Annotated in this window: 10 protein-coding genes; 4 read left to right on the top strand and 6 right to left on the bottom strand. The window is 64.0% G+C overall.

The genetic code is table 11. From position 1 onward, the window contains the following. Nucleotides 1-182: 182 nt before the first annotated feature. The 3 genes from FYJ44_RS13835 to FYJ44_RS13825 all read right to left on the bottom strand — a co-directional run bounded on the left by FYJ44_RS13835 (nt 183) and on the right by FYJ44_RS13825 (nt 2,047). On the bottom strand, nt 183-614 hold the full coding sequence (locus FYJ44_RS13835; protein WP_154513147.1) for a hypothetical protein: 432 nt from the start codon (nt 612-614) through the stop codon (nt 183-185). 115 nt (nt 615-729) lie between these two features. Next, the gene (gene rbr, locus FYJ44_RS13830; RefSeq protein ID WP_154513145.1) at nt 730-1,305 is read right to left on the bottom strand and encodes a rubrerythrin; all 576 of its coding nucleotides are present in this window, start codon (nt 1,303-1,305) and stop codon (nt 730-732) included. 304 nt (nt 1,306-1,609) lie between these two features. Further along, nucleotides 1,610-2,047: a FlxA-like family protein gene (locus FYJ44_RS13825; protein ID WP_154513143.1), complete on the bottom strand. Its 438-nt coding sequence runs from the start codon at nt 2,045-2,047 to the stop codon at nt 1,610-1,612. A 139-nt stretch (nt 2,048-2,186) separates the two neighbouring features. Here FYJ44_RS13825 and FYJ44_RS13820 point away from each other — a divergent pair, with 139 nt between their 5' ends. Beyond that, nucleotides 2,187-3,155, top strand: coding sequence for a M48 family metallopeptidase (locus FYJ44_RS13820; protein WP_154513141.1), 969 nt, complete (start codon nt 2,187-2,189; stop codon nt 3,153-3,155). 716 nt (nt 3,156-3,871) lie between these two features. Here FYJ44_RS13820 and FYJ44_RS13815 read toward each other — a convergent pair. Continuing rightward, on the bottom strand, nt 3,872-6,982 hold the full coding sequence (locus tag FYJ44_RS13815) for a sigma-54 interaction domain-containing protein (RefSeq protein ID WP_195841035.1): 3,111 nt from the start codon (nt 6,980-6,982) through the stop codon (nt 3,872-3,874). 255 nt (nt 6,983-7,237) lie between these two features. Between FYJ44_RS13815 and FYJ44_RS13810 the strand changes: the two genes are divergently transcribed. Both FYJ44_RS13810 and FYJ44_RS13805 read left to right on the top strand, forming a co-directional pair. Further along, nucleotides 7,238-8,848, top strand: a complete 1,611-nt coding sequence (locus FYJ44_RS13810) for an amidohydrolase (RefSeq protein WP_154513137.1) — start codon at nt 7,238-7,240, stop codon at nt 8,846-8,848. 58 nt (nt 8,849-8,906) lie between these two features. Beyond that, a complete protein-coding gene (locus tag FYJ44_RS13805; RefSeq protein WP_154513135.1) occupies nt 8,907-10,331 on the top strand; it encodes a sodium:solute symporter family protein in 1,425 nt (474 codons plus the stop codon). Between the two features lie 103 nt (nt 10,332-10,434). Here FYJ44_RS13805 and FYJ44_RS13800 read toward each other — a convergent pair whose 3' ends face one another. Together FYJ44_RS13800 and FYJ44_RS13795 are read right to left on the bottom strand one after the other, a co-directional pair. Continuing rightward, a complete protein-coding gene (locus tag FYJ44_RS13800; protein ID WP_154513133.1) occupies nt 10,435-11,094 on the bottom strand; it encodes a potassium channel family protein in 660 nt (219 codons plus the stop codon). A gap of 157 nt (nt 11,095-11,251) precedes the next feature. After that, on the bottom strand, nt 11,252-12,616 hold the full coding sequence (locus FYJ44_RS13795; protein ID WP_154513131.1) for a TrkH family potassium uptake protein: 1,365 nt from the start codon (nt 12,614-12,616) through the stop codon (nt 11,252-11,254). A gap of 457 nt (nt 12,617-13,073) precedes the next feature. On the opposite strand from FYJ44_RS13795, the gene FYJ44_RS13790 reads away from it, so the two are divergent. Continuing rightward, nucleotides 13,074-16,613, top strand: a complete 3,540-nt coding sequence (locus tag FYJ44_RS13790) for a response regulator (RefSeq protein WP_154513129.1) — start codon at nt 13,074-13,076, stop codon at nt 16,611-16,613. Nucleotides 16,614-16,678: the final 65 nt, after the last annotated feature.

The following is a 16,678-nucleotide window of genomic DNA, read 5'->3' as shown; positions in this document are numbered from 1 at the left end:
ATTTGTTGACTCGCAGTTGCCAGACCGCGAGACCTTTTAACAAATCAAAAGGAGTTTTGCTGTCATACTCATAGCTTTAAGCTTTTGGGAACCCCCCGCCTAGCGGGGGGTTTTCTTCATACAAAAAGGCCCCCGCATCCGTCGGGATGCTGGGGCCTTACGTTTATAAATATACGAACGCGCTACGCCATGAACGCGTCGTACAGCTCAAGGCCGGTCCAGCACTCGTAGAGCACCAGAACGATCAGGATGGTGTTGCCCACGCCGTGAATGAGGGGCAGCCAGAAGCGTTTTTTCTTGTATTTGTTCATGATCCCGCCGGTAATCAGGCCCAGAACGGACAGGGCTATAATCGGCCAGGCCAGGACGGCGTGGATGCCCGTGATATGCGTGGCCCCGAACAGGCTGTGCGTGACGTAAAAGCCGAAGGCCCCGGCGGTCCAGAGCAGCAGGCCCAGCGTGCCCAGGCGCACATGGGTCCGCCAGGGGAAAATGACCTTGCGGCCCCGCAGCATCTGTACTCGCTTCCAGCCCTGCCACATGGCCAGCAGGCCGATGAGCACAGCCACACTCTGCATGACGGGATGAACCCAAAGAACCAGTGTATCCCACATAATAGACATATCTCCGATAATTGCGTCGTGGCGACGCCCGGCGCGCGGCGCAAAAAACCCGCGCATGCCTCTTCGGAACCGGGGCGCAACGCGGGTTTTGCATCAACAGACCGGATTAAAACGTATAGTTCAGTTCCTCAAAATAGGCCTTGGGATGGGCACAGGCGGGGCAGACCTCCGGCGCGTTGGCGCCCTCCACCAGACAGCCGCAGTTGAGGCAGCGCCAGACCGTGGGCTTGGAACGCATGAACATGCGCCCTTCCTTGATGTCGTCGGCCAGTTTCAGAAAACGCTTTTCGTGATAGGCTTCGGCCACGGCGATATTGCGCATGACAGCGGCGATTTCGGAAAAGCCTTCCTTGTCGGCCACGGCGGCGAAGGAAGGATACATCTGGGTGTGCTCGTAATTCTCGCCGCCGGCGGCGGCTATCAGATTGGCCTCGCTGTCCGCGATGACCCCGGCGGGATAGGCCGCCTGAATTTCCACTTCGCCGCCTTCCAGGAACTTGAAGAGACGCTTGGCGTGTTCCTTTTCCTGCAGGGCGGTTTCCGTAAAGATGTCGCGCACGAGCACATAGCCGTCCGACTTGGCCTTGGAGGCGAAATAATCGTAACGGTTGCGGGCCTGGGACTCGCCGGCGAACGCGGTCAGAATATTTTTTTCAGTCTGGGTGCCTTTCAGTGATTTCATAACTACCTCAACTCAAATCATGCCGGGCATGGTTGAACAGTTTGCATACGTCGAAAAAACAAGGGGATAGACCCGCTATCCCCCATCACATTTTCGTAACCGCTATCAATTTGTCTGTCAAGGCATGTCCGTGCGCGATTCAGAGTGAACACATCGAAAAAAGCTTTAATTATTGCCCTGATAGCTCGAAGCGAACCATCAGAAGCAAGGCCGCCATGGCTCTGCCGAAGCGAAACGCAGACGGCCGGCGTCGGGAGGAGCTTGAAAAATAAGATTTTTCCGTCCCGACGCCCGGCCTGCGGGCTCAGGCCTGTTCGGAGGCGTTGAGCTGCGCCTCCAGCGCGGCGATCTGGGACTGCAGGGCGTTCATCTTGCCGGTGATCCCCGCGTCCGCCGCGCCGCCGCTGATCTGCGAGGCCAGACTCATCAGCTGGCTCTTGAGCGAATCAATCTGCTTTCTGATGCTTTCCGTGTTGTCGGCGCCCGAAGCGGACGAACCGCCCGCTCCGCCGCCGGACCCGCCGTCCCGGCCTTCGTCCGCCGCCGTGGCCGTGGCGCTGCCGCCGTCATACTTGTGGATCTTTTCCGAAAAGAGCTTTTTGGCCTCGTCGGAAATATCCACCGTATCGCCGGAAGCGCCGCTCCGGCTCGCGGACGAGGATTTCCGCGCGGACGAATCCACGTCGGTGATGGCGTTAAGATCCCAAAGGCTGTTGGCATTGTATGCGGATCCGACTTCCATGGCTGCGCTCCTGTGCTGGCTGGGAAATTTTTTCTCCCGCTGAGTGTCCCCGGCCCCTATGAAGCAACTTTCACGCCAAAAGCGCACCCGGCGCAATCCGCCGCTTTACAGCCCCCCACGCCTGTGGCAGCCTGCCGTCATGCCTGCAAAAACTGCCGCCCCCCTCCCGCCGGACGCCCAAAATCCCACGGCGGACTTCATTCTTGCCGACGGCACCCGGCTTACGGCGCGCGTGCGGCGCTCCTCCCGCGCCCGTCAGGCCCGTCTGAGTCTGGCCCCGGATGGCGGCCTGCTGCTGACCGTGCCCGGACGCTGCCCCCCCGCCGCCGTCGAGCAGGCCCTGCCCCATTTTCTGCCCTGGCTGGAGCGGGCCTGGCGGCGGCACCAACGCCACGCGCCTGAGGCCGTCCTCCCGCGCGCCATTGTTCTGCCCCTGCCGGGCCTGGAATTTCAGGTGGAAATGAGCGGCGATCTGGCCGAGGGCCGACGCCGCAGCCAGGCTTGCACGCGCTCCCTGCTGGTCAGCCGGGGGGCGCGCCGCCTTCTGCTGCTGGAAACGCCGGGCAGGTTGCGCCTGTTCGGTCCGCCGGAAGACGCGGCTCTCGGCGCTCTGGCCCTGCGCCGCTGGTGCCGGGGTCAGGCCGCCCGCCTGCTGCCGCCCCATCTTCTGCAACTGGCCGCCGGGGCCGGATTTTCCCTGGCCGGGGTGAGCGTGCGCGATCAGCGCGGCCGCTGGGGCAGTTGCTCACGCGCCGGGCACGGCGCACCGGCCCGCCCGCGTGGCGGCGTCAGCGGATTCAGAGCCTTTCTGGACAAGCTGCTGGGCGGAGAAAACGACAGCGGCGGCACAGGCAATAGGGACACGAGCGCGGCAGCGGGACGCATCAATCTGAACTGGCGGGCCCTGCTTCTGCCCGTGCCCCTGCTGGAGCATCTCTGCTGGCACGAGCTCTGCCATCTGCGCCAGATGAACCATTCCCCGGCCTTCCGGGCCGAGCTGGCCCGCTTTTCGCCGCACTGGCCGGACATGGAAAAAGCCCTCACCCGCGCCTGGCGGGAACTGCCCTGGTGGGCGCTGCCCGTCTCCGATCCGGACGGGGAACGCTGAAAACTACCCCGGTAATCGGCGCCCATGCCAGAGGCTGTCGTCACGAGATGGATTTTCGTGTTATGTCAAGGAGAACGAGCCTGTTATGCAGAGCAGACGCATCTAAAAAATCTTTATTTATTGACTAGATAGCTCAGTAGCGGACAAAAAGGGGCAAAGCCGCCTCTGCTCTGCCGGAGCGAAGCGCAGGCGGATGGCTATCCTAAAAAATGCGCTGGCCGTTGCCGCGCCAGCGGCTTGCTTGAGCCGTTCACGGCGAAGCCGTGTTACGGAACAAGACAGCATCGCTACGGATAGCGACAGTGAGTCTTTATCCGTACGGCTCACAAGCTCGCCTACGGCTAAAGCTCCTGCGTCGCAACGGCTGAAGCAAGATTTTTTGGCGCTGACAAGGAAGATGGCGCTTTTTGCGCGGAAACCGACCGGAAGGCGGCCCAAAGGGCCGTGCCCGTTGGCGAGGCGTAGCGAGCTTACGGGCATTGAGAGCAGAGATGCACTCACGTACGTGAGCAGCAAAAAGCGCCAGATGACGCCGCCAGCGCCGAAAAGGCCGGTTTTGACGGATAATCACGACAAATAACAGACCGGCAAAACTGAAATGAGATGCGTCTGCCCTGGCCTTTTATGCAGAGAGTGTACTCTTATGGTACTCGACCGGAATAAAAGGCGATGTTCGACGCGGAGATAACACGGCAATCCATCTCGTGAGACAGTCTCTATCCCCGCCCGCAGGCGATGCCGTGCCGCCGCAACTTGGCGTACAGGGTGGGTATCTTCATGCGCAGCAGCGCCGCGGCTCCGTCTTCGCCCCGCACCCTGCCTCCGGTCAGGCGCATGACCCTGCGCAGATAGCGCGCCTCCGCCTCTTCCAGGGTCGGCAGGCTTTCCGGCCTGAACGGGCCTTCCGGCAAAACCGGGTCCGCGTCCCCGCTCTCCTTTCCCCTGATGCCGACGAACCCCGGATCGCCGCTGAGGCCGAAAAGCAACGGCAGATCGCCGCCCCGGTGCAGAATCACGGCCCGCTCCACCAGGCTGCGCAATTCACGGATATTGCCGGGCCAGTCATAGGCCAGCAGTTCCCCGGCCTGATCTTCGCGCAGAGGCGCGACGGTCTTGCCGTAGCGGCGGGCAAAGTGCCGGATGAAGGCGTTGGCCAGGGGCAGGATGTCCTGTCTGCGTTGGCGCAGGGGCGGCATGGTCAGCGGAAAGGCGGCGATGCGGTAGAAGAGATCCTGCCGGAAGCGCCGCTCGCGCACCTCCTGCCAGAGATCGCGGTTGGTGGCCGCGATAAGCCGGAAACGGGAATGCAGCTCCCTGGTGCCGCCCACGCGCATGAAACGCCGCTCCTGCAGGACGCGCAGCAGTTTGGTCTGCACCAGGGGCGACATCTCCCCGATCTCGTCAATGAACAGCGTGCCCTGATCGGCCATTTCAAACAGGCCGATCTTCTGCTTGATCGCGCCGGTGAACGCGCCGCGCTCATGCCCGAAAAATTCGCTTTCAAAAAGGTTCTCCACCATGCCTGCCGGGTGCACCGGAATAAAGGGCCCGCTCCGCCCGCTGGCGGCGTGGATGTGCCGGGCCATAATCTCCTTGCCCACGCCCGTCTCGCCGCAGATGAGGATGGGCACGTCCGTGACGGCCGCGCCGGCGACCTGGGCCAGCAGATCCTGCAGGCCTTCGCGCAGCACCAGACAGTCGTTGCGGTCCTCCCGCAGAAAAATGTCACGTAATTTGTCGTGCTGGAGGGTGATTTCCCTTTTCCTGAAGCTTTCCAGACGCAGGATGGCGCGCAGTTCCGCCGCCAGCAGGCGCGCGCCCTGCAAGAGATCCTCCGCCGGGATTTCGGAAAAGGCCTGGGGCGCGTAGACGCTGTCCAGCCACAACAGCCAGGCCTCCGCGCCGGTTCCGGCCAGACGCAGCACAAGGCCGTGGCGCTCGTGCCAGAGCACCGGACGGCGACTTTCCCGCGCGGCTGCGGCCAGCCAGTTCAGGCAGGGCCGCATGCCCAGCGAGCGCAGTTCCAGGTCGGACACATTGACGATGTGCGCGAAACGCGGCTCGCCCCCGTCTCCGGGGTGGAAAAGGCCGCCCCGTTCCTGGCGGAAGACGTCCATGGCCGCCCGCACGAAGAGATGCAGGGCCTCCTCGCGCGTGTCGGGCATGGCCAGCCCGCTGAAAATGGCGTGGCAGCGCTCGGCCACGCTCTTGTCCGCCACGTTCTCTTCGGGCAGGGCCGCGCCGAAAAGCTCAAAAGCCGCCGGGCGCACCTCCATGCAGGTCCTGCAAGCCTCATGGTAGCTGACGCCGCGCAGATCCCGCCCCGTGGCCTCGCGCACCATGCCGCTCAGCAGGCGGGCTTCCCCGGCATCGCCGTCGCGCTCACAGGCCTGAGCCAGAGCGTGGACTGTGAGCGCCAGGCTCTGCGGATCGCCCAGGGAACGGCAAATTTCAAAGCTTTGCCGCAGCAGGGCCACGGCCTCGCGCGGCGGCGCGCCCGCCTCAAGCTCTTGCAGCGCCCGGATGCGCAATGCCGTGGCCTTCAAATGCCGATTGGCTCCCTGCAGAAAACTCTGCACCAGGGACGCGGCATCATAGCAGGGGACAGCCGGAAAGCCATGGCATGAGAAAACATACAGCATGTCCAGTACCAGGGGGTCCTTGAAGGTCACGGGCTTGCCGCCCCGCGCCAGCAGCCGCCGGGTCTGCGCGTCCAGCAGGGCGTGCGCGCCCCGCGCGTCGCCCTCCACGAAGAACAGCAGGGCATGCGCCCGCGTGACGTGGGAATGCACGATGGCATGCTCCTCATAGAGCGGCGTGGCCTCCAGGCCGCGCAGCACGGCCCGCATGCGCTTTCTGTCCCCCTTGCGCAGCAGCAGGAAGCAGGAATTGCTCCGGAACATGGCCGCCGTGAGCTCGTCACCCGCCAGTACGGCCTTGCGCTGAAAATGCTCCACACTGCCCAGGGCGAAATGGAACTGGTGCAGATAGCCCGCGCTGAACAGGGCACAAACGCCCAGCGTGTCGTAAAAGCGCCGGTAACACCAAGCCATGTCGTCGGAGCAGCGGTTGAAACAGGCAATGATCTTTTTGAGCTCTCCGCGCATATAGGCCAGTTGCCCTTCAAACAGCGGCAGAAGGCTGTCGTCTTCCGGCCCCAGAAAGCCTCTGGCCGTGTTCAGGGCGCTTTCCAGCCTGTCGGCCAGCCGGCTGGGATTGTTGCCCACAAAAACATGCAGATAGAAACGCGAAAGCAGCAGCATGGCCGTGAAGCGCTCGTTGCCGCTGTTGCGCGCCATGCGGTGGGCGCGGGCCGTGAGGCGCAGAATCTTGCGCAGCAGGGACAGGGAACTCAGCGGAAAGCTTTGCAGAGCGAAAAGCAGATTCAGAAAGTCGCCGTCCAGAGCGGCCGGATCAGCGCCGCGCCGCGCGCACCAGCGCATCAGAAAGGCCACCAGCACTTCCAGCAGGGGCGCCAGTTCCGCATCCGCGCGGCTCCTGGTCCAGGCGTCGCGCAGAATCTCCACGCACTCGCGCGGCCCGGCCCCGTCCCGGAGCAGGCTCCGCAGCGCGCAGGCCCGGTGCTCCGGCGGCCAGATATCTGCAAAGAGACGCGCGCGCACGAAAGCCCCGGCCGAGGGACCCGCCCGCCAGCGCGGCGCGTCGCCCGGCAGGCGCTCCGCCACATGCAGGCGTTCCAGCGCGTTCCAGGCCGTGTCGTCCGGCCGCGCGCATTCTCCCGTGAGCCAGTGCAGTTCCTCGGCGTTCAGAGGGCGGGGAGCGAGATACAGGGCCAGAACATGGGCGGCTTGGACGGGCAAGAGCATGGCGAATTCCTTCAAGCGACAGCTGCGCCGCTTTGGATAAAATCTTATACATATTTAAAATCAGAGACAAGTTCTGAATAAAATCTCAGACAAAATGCGCCCAGCCTCACACCAATCGAAACTAACTATTTATTTTAATTGAATATTACTTTTACTACTTTCTGGCACCCCCCTTGCTGAAAGAGGAACAAGGGCTGCCGGAGCGCCTCGACGGTTCTCCGCGCGGTCTGAAATCCGCTTCACATGAGGTGCCACATGAACTGTTGCGAAAAAAGGCTGTATTACAACGGCCGCATCGTCACGCTGGACGCGGAGGACAGCCGGGCCGATGCGGTTCTGGTGGCGGGCGACCGCATTGAGGCTGTAGGCGGGGCGGCGGAGTTGCGCGGCCTGGGCGGACCGCGCCTGCGGGAAACGGACCTGGACGGTCTCGTCGTCTATCCCGGCTTCATCGACACGCACAGCCACCCTGACCTGCTCGCCGCCTGGGCTCCCTACGCCTACTGCGGCGGCACAGCCGACCTGGCCTCGGCTCTGGACATTCTGCGCCGCCATGATCAGCTCCACGACCTGCCCATTCCCATGGGCTACGGCTTTGACGACACCGCCATTGCCGAGCGGCGCGGCCCGGACCTGGCCGAGATGGACGCGCTTTTTCCGGACAAGCCCGCCGTGCTGCTGCACATCTCCATCCACGCGGCCTACATCAACAGCCGCATGTACGACCTGCTGGGCATTCCCCTGGACCGGCCCTCGGACAATATCGACATCGTCTGCGAAAACGGCCGTCCCAACGGCCTGGTCACCGAAGGCGCGGCCCTGGCGGCACTGGACAAACTGCCGCCCGTGACACCCGAAAGCCTGAAGCGGGGGCTGCTCGCCGCGGTGGACCACTACAACGCCCAGGGCTTCACGGCCTGCATCGGCGGCGGCGCGGGCCTGGGCGGCCTCACGCCCCACATGCTCGGCGCGGCGCTGGCCGATCTGGAACGGGAAGGCAGCCTGCGCCTCCATCTGCATCTGCCCGTATACGCGGACCGGTTCGAGCAGGCGCTGGAAAGCGGCCTGCTGGACGGCGCCGGTTCGCCCCTGCTGCGCTTCCACGGGATCAAACTGCTCACGGACGGCTCCATCCAGGCCTATACCGCCGCCGTGCCCGAAGGCTATCACAGCCGCCCCGAAATACGCCCCGCCACCATCATCCCCCAGGACGAACTGGAGGCCCTGGTCTTCAAGGCTCACAGCGCGGGCCAGCAAGCCGTCATCCACGGCAACGGCAACGGCGCCATCGAGGCCGCCATCCAGGCCGTGGAAAAAGCCCAGGCCCGCTTTCCCCGCGCTGACCCGCGCCATCTGCTCATCCACTGCCAGATGGCCTCGGACGCGCAACTGGCGCGCATGAAGGCCGCGGGCCTGTGGCCCTCCTTCTTCGGCCTGCACGTCTGGAACTGGGGCGACCGCCACCACGACGTCTTTCTCGGGCCGGAACGCGCCGCGCGCATCGACCCCTGCGGCAGCGCCGTGCGCCTGGGTCTTCCCTTTTCACTGCACGCCGACACCCCGGTGCTGCCGCAGATGACCATGCAATCCATCCACACGGCCGTGAACCGGCGCACCCGCGCGGGGCGTCTGCTGGGGGCGGATCAGCGGGTGAGCGTTCTGGACGCCCTGCGCGCCTACACCACATACGCGGCGGCCATGTGCTTCGAGGAGCGGAACAGGGGCAGCATCGAACCCGGCAAAGCGGCCGACTTCACCCTGCTGGACGCCGACCCGCGCGCCGTGCCGCCGGAAGAAATCCGCGACGTCAAAATTGTCTCCGTGATCAGCATGGGCCGCCCGGCCCGGGGTTGTCTGAAGGATTGACGCGCCCCAGTGACAAGCCGCCCCGGAAGGTTGGCGGCAGGACCATGAGGAGGATTCCATGGGTTGGTATCTCGGCTATATCATCGTCTACTTCCTGATTATGTTCGGCATCGGCTTTTACTATTTCCTGAAAGTGAAGAGCGCCGACGACTATCTCATCGGCGGCTGGAGCATGGGTTTCTGGCCCATTGTGGGCACGGTGATCAGCACCTGGTGCGGCGCGTCGGTCTTTATCGGCACCGTGGGTCTGGGTTTCCAGGTGGGCGCGTCGGGCTACATCCGCTTCAGCCTGGCCAGCGTCATCTTCACCCTCATCCTGATCCTGGCCTTCGGCCGGGCTCTGCGCCGCCAGCGCCTCTATACCCTGGCCGATCTTTTCGGACAGCGTTTCGGCGTGCGCGTGGGCATCATCCCCTCCCTGCTCTCGGCCGTGGTTTACTCCATCCCCACCACCGCCATGCAGTATCTGGCCATGTCCACCATCTGGTCAGCCTGCTTCGGCATGGAAATACACGCCGCGCTGATCCTCTCGGCGGTGCTGGTGCTGGCCTTCACCGTACTGGGCGGCCTGCCCGGCACCATCGTCACCGACGCCCTGCAGGCCGTGCTGATTGTCGCGGGCATCATCATCCTGGCCGTGGCCGCCGTGAGTCTGGCCGGAGGCATGGGCCCCATGCTGGCCGCCACCCCGCCGGAATTCCTCTCACCCTCCGGGCCATACGGCGCGAAAGAAGTGGCCATGTTCTTCATTTCGGTGGGCCCCTTCTATCTGGTCTGGCAGTCCTCCTGGCAGCGCATCTTCGCCGCCAAGTCCGAAAAGGTCTCCCTCAACGCCAACACCCTGGGCGTGCTGATCTGCTGCGGCGTCTTTGTCTGCCCCATTCTCATCGGCCTGTCCGCCCGGCAGTTCCTGCCCGCGGACATCAACCCGGACCTGATCTTTTCCACGGTAACCCGCGATCTGCTGCCCCCCTATGTGGGCGGCCTGATTTACTGCGCCCTGCTCGCCGCTCTGGTGACCGGGGCCGACTCCTTCATTCTGCAGGGCTCGTCCAACCTGACCCATGACTTCTACCGCCAGCTCATCAACCCCAAGGCCGACAACAAGCGGCTCATGCTGGTTTCGCGCCTCACCGTGGCGCTGGTGGCCCTGGCCGCCCTGTGGGTGGCCTTCAATTTCACGGGCATCATCGCCATCTACCAGTGGGCGCTACGCCTGACGGCCACCACCATCGTGCTGCCCTTCCTGGCCACCATGCTCTGGCGCCGCCTCACCCGCGCCGGGGTGCTGGCGGGCATGCTGGGCGGCCTTATCTCCACCCTGGTCTGGCCCTATCTGGGCATCTCTTTTGACCAAACCCTGTTCGGCTTCATTTTCAGCGCGCTGGGCGTGTTCGGCGTGAGCCTGGTCACCCGGCACCACCCCGAGGAACATGTGGCCGCCGTGCTCTGGGAAGATCTGCCCACCGCCACGCAGCGCTGAGGCCCGCTCCTTCCGGCCGGTTCCTCCGGCCTCTCCATAACCGCAGCATCCCGCGAAAATTCGCGGGACGCTGTTTCATGACTTGCGAAAGGGGATGCGGCGCTCAGGGCTGCAGATCGCCCATGGAATCCGCCCGCCCGGCCACCACCAGGGTGTCGCCGCTGTGCAGCACCGTGCGCGCCGGGGGCACGAAGATGAAGGAATGCTCCCCCACCGGGCGGATGCCCATGACCATCACGTTGAAGCGCTGCATCAGATTGAGGTCCACCAGGGTTTTGCCGTCCCACTGCTCCACGCGCAATTCCTGAATGGCGATGCCGCCGTATTTGGGAATCAGGTCCAGCATGCCCGGATAGGTGAGCTGGTGGGCGGCCATGACCGCGGCGTCGGTTTCCGGCACCAGAGCGCGGTCCACGTGCAGGCGCTGGAGAATCTTGCGGTGCTCCTCATTGGAGGCCTTGACCAGAATCTTGGGGCCGCCCAGCTCCTGCACGTTGAGCGTGACGTTCAGGGACTGTTCCACGCTCTGCCCCACGCTGATCACCACCCAGTCCAGATCCTGCATGTGCAGGGAACGCAGCACGCTGATATTGGTGGCGTCGGCCTTGTAGACCGAATTGAGGGCTTCCTCGGCCAGCTGCACGCGGGCTTCGGACATGTCGATGCCCACCACGGTATGCCCCAGGGAAACCAGGGTGGTGGCCATGCGCAGGCCGAACTTGCCGAGGCCGATGATCCCGATTTCCAGTTTCTTTTCCGGCATGTCTTTTCCTTCTTTCTACATCTGAAACAGTCGGATTTTTCGTCGCTGACAAGAAAGGCAAGTTTTTTATGAAGGGAGTGTCGTCTTACCCTACTCGACCGCAGTAAAAAACGAGCTTAACGCGGCCCGCGCCAAAAGGGCCAAATGCCCAGGCCCGCTAACCGATGGGGAGCTGGGCCTCGGCGACGGTATACGCCTTCCGGGGCTGCAGGCTCTGCACGGCCATGAGCAGGCTGAGCAGGCCCACCCGCCCGGCGAACATGTTGAAGATGATAATCATCTTTCCTTCCGCGCTCAAATCCGGGGTCAGATTAACGGACAGGCCCACCGTGCCCAGAGCGGACACCGTCTCGAAAAGCAGGCGCAGCATGCTCACGCCCTCGCGCCCGGTGCGGTGCAGGATGCCGTTTTCCGTGATGCTCAGCAGAAAGGTGGAAACCGCGATGAGCATGGAATAGAGAAAAAAGAGGGTCAGGGCGCGGGTGACGATTTCCCTGGGCACGCCGCGCTGTTCCAGCACGATCTGGCGGTCGCCGCGAAACTGGGCGGCCACGTATCCCGCCAGCACCCGGAAGGTCACCACCTTGATGCCGCCCGCGCAGGAACCCGGCCCCGCGCCGATGAACATCAGGGCCATGAGCACCATAAGGCTCGCCTCGCTCAGGGCGGCCATGTCCACGCTGTTGAAGCCCGCGGTGCGGGCGATCACGGACTGGAAAAAGGAGGTGATGGCAAGGTCGAAGCCGTCGCCCACGCTCTGCTCATTGCCAGCACGGAAGAATTCAATGCAGAAAATCAGCACCGTGCCGACCACAATCAGAAACAGGCTGGTCTTGACGACCAGGCGGCTGAAACGGCTCAGGCGGCGCACCGGCGCGCCCAGCCTGCCGCCGCTGAGCAGGCCCAGCAACTCTCGCAGCACGGCGAAGCCGATGCCGCCCAGAATGACGCTGCCCGCGATGACCAGATTGACCACCGGGTCGTCGCGGAAGGGCATCAGATTGTCGGGGCTCAGGGCGAAGCCCGCGTTGCAGAAGGCCGAAACCGCGTGGAACACCGCGCTGAAGGGGTGGAAGAAGTGGGGATCGTGCAGGTAGAGCAGCACGGCGGCCAGAGCTTCGATGCCGAAAACCAGGGCCAGCACCTGGCGCAGAAAGGCCGCCAGATTGAAGTCGCCGCCCAGCAGGGCCTGGCTGACCGCCTCGCGGCTGGTGAAGGGGACAGAACTGCGCCAGAGCAGGAAGATGATGCTCGTGTAGGTCATGACGCCGAGGCCGCCCAACTGGATCAGAAAAAGCAGCACGCCTTGGCCGAAGGGGCTGAGCACGGAGCTGATGTCCACGGGCGTGAGGCCGGTGACGCAGACCGCCGAGGTAGCCAGAAAACAGGCGTCCAGGGTTTGCAGTTCCCTGCCCGGATGCCAGCTCGGCGGCAGGCAGAGCAGCGCCGTGCCCACGGCAATGGCCCCCAGAAAGGAAAAGACCGGCCAGGTAAGGGGGCTGAACAAACGCTTGCGCTGCATTAATGTGATGTATTCCAGGCGGAGGGGGATTGCAAGACGCTTCGCCGCGCGCGGCCGTTCCGTACTTTCCTGATCCGCGCGAAGGCCACCGGCGCAACCAAGGAACGGCCGGCATTGCGGGAATTTTGCGAAATCGGCGTTTTTTCATGCGGGCAAAGCACGCATTACCAATGAACGGAGATGTGCCAGTCAGCGAGGGGGAGCTTACGGGCATGGAGAGTAAGACGGGTTTTACAACATAACCGCCATGTTACGGAAATACTGAAACAAGTGCGCTTTTCTCCTCTCCGCCTTTTCCAGATCAGATGCGGCGGCCCTGCCGCGCGGGAAACTTGCCTGATGCCGCGCCAGGGTCTAAGGTAGTCGCGTTGCCCCCGTTTATTGCTGTCCACAGCCCTTGTTGTCCACTTTCGTAGCGGATGCGCTCCATTTACAGTCCCCCTGCCGGGAGGATGATATGGCCGTTACGCGCCCAGCCAAGACATTCTCCCAGACGGAACGCCGTCGCATCCTGCTGGGTGCGGGAGCCCTCTGTCTGGGCATTCTGGCTCTGGCCGCTTTTTCCTGCTGGAACTTTTCCGTTCTGCTCGCCGATCAGGCCCGCAGCCACGCCGTCAGGCTGACCCATCTGTCCATCAGCAAGGATCTGGCCCTGCGCGCCTGGGTGTCCGATATCGGCGGCATTTACGCGCCCGTGACCCCCGGCACGCCTCCCAATCCCTGGCTGCCTCCGAAAAACCGCGATTTCACCTTGCCTGACGGCATCACCGTCACCCGCATCAACCCGGCCTATGCCTTCCGGCTGGTGCAGGAACGCTGGATGGAAGCCTCCACCGGCCGGGGACGGCTGGTCAGCCTCAAGCCCATCCGGCCCGATAACCGGGCCGACCCGTGGGAAGCGGCCGCCCTGGAGGAGTTGATCCGGACCGGCGGCGAGGAAAAACTCAGCCTGGAAAAAACGGACGGACAGGAGCGCATCCGCCTGATCCACGCTCTGCGGGCCAAACAGCAATGCCTGACCTGCCACTCGGCGCGGGAGCACAAGGAGGGCGACGTGCTCGGCGGGCTCAGCGTCAGCCCGCCGCTGGAAGAAATGGCCCGCATGCACGATGTGCTGAGCGGCAAAATCACCCTTGTGCACCTTCTCTTCGCCCTGCTCTGCATGCTGGGCGTGGTCTGGTTCAGCGTGAAACTGCTGCGGCGCATCGACCAGCGCGACAAGGCGCAAAATGAACTTCAGCGGCTGGCCGACGATCTGGAACAGCGCGTGGACGAACGCACCCGCCAGTTGCACGCCTCCGAGGCGCACAGCCTGCGCCTGCTCAACGCCACCAGCGACGGCATCATCGGCGTGGATACCGGAGGAAACATCAGTTTTGCCAACCGCGCCGCCCAGAATATGCTGGGCTATGCGGAAAACGAGCTGATCGGCAGAAACCTGCACGAAACCCTGCATCCGTTCTGTCCGGACGGCTCGCACAATCCGCGCGAAAGCTGCACGCTTTGCCGGGCGCGGCTGGGCTCGGACGAAATGCGCTTCACTCTGGAATCCTTTCTGCACAAAAGCGGCGACATCGTCCTGGTCAGCGGCAGCATCGCGCCCATTCTGGAAGAGAACGCGGCCACCGGCTCCATCCTGGCTTTCCACGACGTCGGCGAGGCCTACAAAAGCGAACTGTGGCAGCGCATCATTTTTGACAGCGCCGGAGAAGCCTTTTTCATCTGGGATGAAAAGCGCAAGCTTCAGTCCTGCAACGCAGCGGCGGTCAAATGGCTGGGCGCGTCCTCCAAGGAAGAGGTGCTGGCGCGCATCAAGGAATTTCAGCCGACCGTGCAGGAGGACGGCACGACCACGCTTCAGGCCCTGGAGGATATTTTTTCCCTCTGCGACCAAAAGGGCATGGTGCACACGAGCTGGACATGCCGCCACGCCGACGGCACACTTCTGCCCTGCGAGGCGGTGCTGGTGCGGCTGACCTCCCCCCTGGGCCTGGGCTACTTCGCCTCGCTGCACGATCTGCGCAAAATCCGCGCCTATGAAAACATTCTGGAAAACGAGCGGCAGCTTCTGAGCGCCGTGGTGAAGGCCGCGCCCTCGGCCATGCTGATCTGCTCCGGCGAGGACAAGGCGCGCATGTTCAATCCCTCGGCGCAACGGCTGGCGGGCCTGGCCGCCGGGGAGGACTGCTCGGGCATCTGGGCGGATTACCAGGCCTATCGCGATTTCTGCGCCGAAGCCCGGCAGGGCCGGCCGACGGTCAACGCGCCCATGACCATCCGCCGCCTGGACGCTCCGGACGGCCCGCTTCTGGAAACCCTGACCAGCGTCAGTCCCGTCAACTACCGGGGCAATCCGGCCCTGCTGATCTGGCTTCAGGACATCACCGAACTCAATGCCGCACGCCTGGCGGCGGAGGCCTCCACCCGCGCCAAAAGCGACTTTCTGGCGCGCATGAGCCACGAAATCCGCACGCCCATGAACGCCATTCTGGGCATGACCCACCTGCTGCTCCAGACCCGCGTGGACGACCGCCAGAAACACTATCTGGAAAGCACCCGGCAGGCCGCGCGCAATCTGCTGGGCCTGCTCAACGACATTCTCGATTTCTCCAAGATCGAAGCCGACCGCATGACCATGGAAAACGAGCCCTTCCTGCTCTCGGAAATACTGGAAAACCTTGCGGATCTGCTTAGTTTCAGCGCTGCGGGGAAAGGCCTGGAGCTGCTCTTCGATGTGGCGCCGGACGTGCCTTACATGCTGGTGGGCGACAAATTGCGTTTTTCGCAGGTGCTGACCAATCTGGCCAACAACGCCCTCAAATTCACCAGCCATGGTTCGGTGACGGTCAGCGTGCGCCTTCTGGACAAAGACGCCCAACAGGCCCGCCTGCAGGTGGATGTGCGCGACACGGGCATAGGCCTGACCAGGGAACAGACCGGCTTGCTTTTCCAGCCCTTCCAGCAGGTGGACACTTCCACGACCCGGCGCTATGGCGGCACCGGTCTGGGTCTTGCCATCTGCCAGCGGCTGGTGAGCATGATGGGCGGCCGCATCTGGGTGGAGAGCGAAGCGGGCGCGGGCAGCACGTTCAGCTTTACCGCCGTCTTCGGCCTGACGGACGAGGCCATGGCGGATCCGGCCCCGCCGGAACTGCGCGGCAGACGCGTCCTGCTGGCCACGGGCTCGGCAGCGGCCCGCGGCGTGCTGGAACGCCTGCTGGACGGCCTGAACATGACGGCGCATTCCGTGGATTCCGCCGCGGCGGCGCTGGATGCGGCCCGGGCGGCCCAAGCGGAGGGCGCGCCCTTTGATCTGGCCCTTGTGGACCAGAACCTGCCGGAAGAAGACGGCCAGAACTGTGTCGCGGCCCTGGGCCGGCTCAGCGGCGGCGCGCTGCCCCGGCTGCTGCTGGTTCCGGCCTTCAATGCGGGCCGGCGTCACGAAACGCCGGGGGCGGACCGCAATACACGCGTTCTCTCCAAGCCGGTCTGGCGCGCCTCGCTGCACAACGCCATTGTGGAAGCCCTGGGGCTTGACCGCGCTCTCATCCCCGTACGCGGGGCCAGAGACCAGGATGAGCCCGCCGACATGCGCTCCATGGCGGGCGCGCACATCCTGCTGGCCGAAGACAATGAAATCAACCAGGAAGTGGCCTCCAATCTTCTGGAGGCCCTGGGCATGCGGGTCACCCTGGCCAAGGACGGGGCCGAGGCCGTGGAACTGTGCCGCCGACAGCCCTTTGACCTGATCTTCATGGACATCCAGATGCCGGTCATGGACGGTCTGACCGCCACCCGGCGCATCCGCGCGTTGCCGGGCGTTGGCCCCGCGTTTCCGCCGATCATCGCCATGACGGCCCACGCCATGAGCGGCGACCGTGAAAGAAGCCTGGAAGCGGGTATGAACGACCATATCACCAAGCCCATTGATCCGCAGGTGCTCAGCCTGAAACTGCGCCTCTGGCTGGGCCGCGGGGGCGCGCAGGGCGGGGCGTAGAGCATTTCCAGCTTTGTCCTCACGCAGGCGCGGTCCGGCATTTTCCACTGCCGGGCCGCGCTAAA

The sequence above is a fragment of the Desulfovibrio porci genome (assembly GCF_009696265.1).
Classification (GTDB): Bacteria; Desulfobacterota; Desulfovibrionia; order Desulfovibrionales; family Desulfovibrionaceae; genus Desulfovibrio; species Desulfovibrio porci.
The sequence above is the reverse complement of the archived record's forward strand: the minus strand, read 5'-3'. Positions and strand labels throughout refer to the sequence as shown.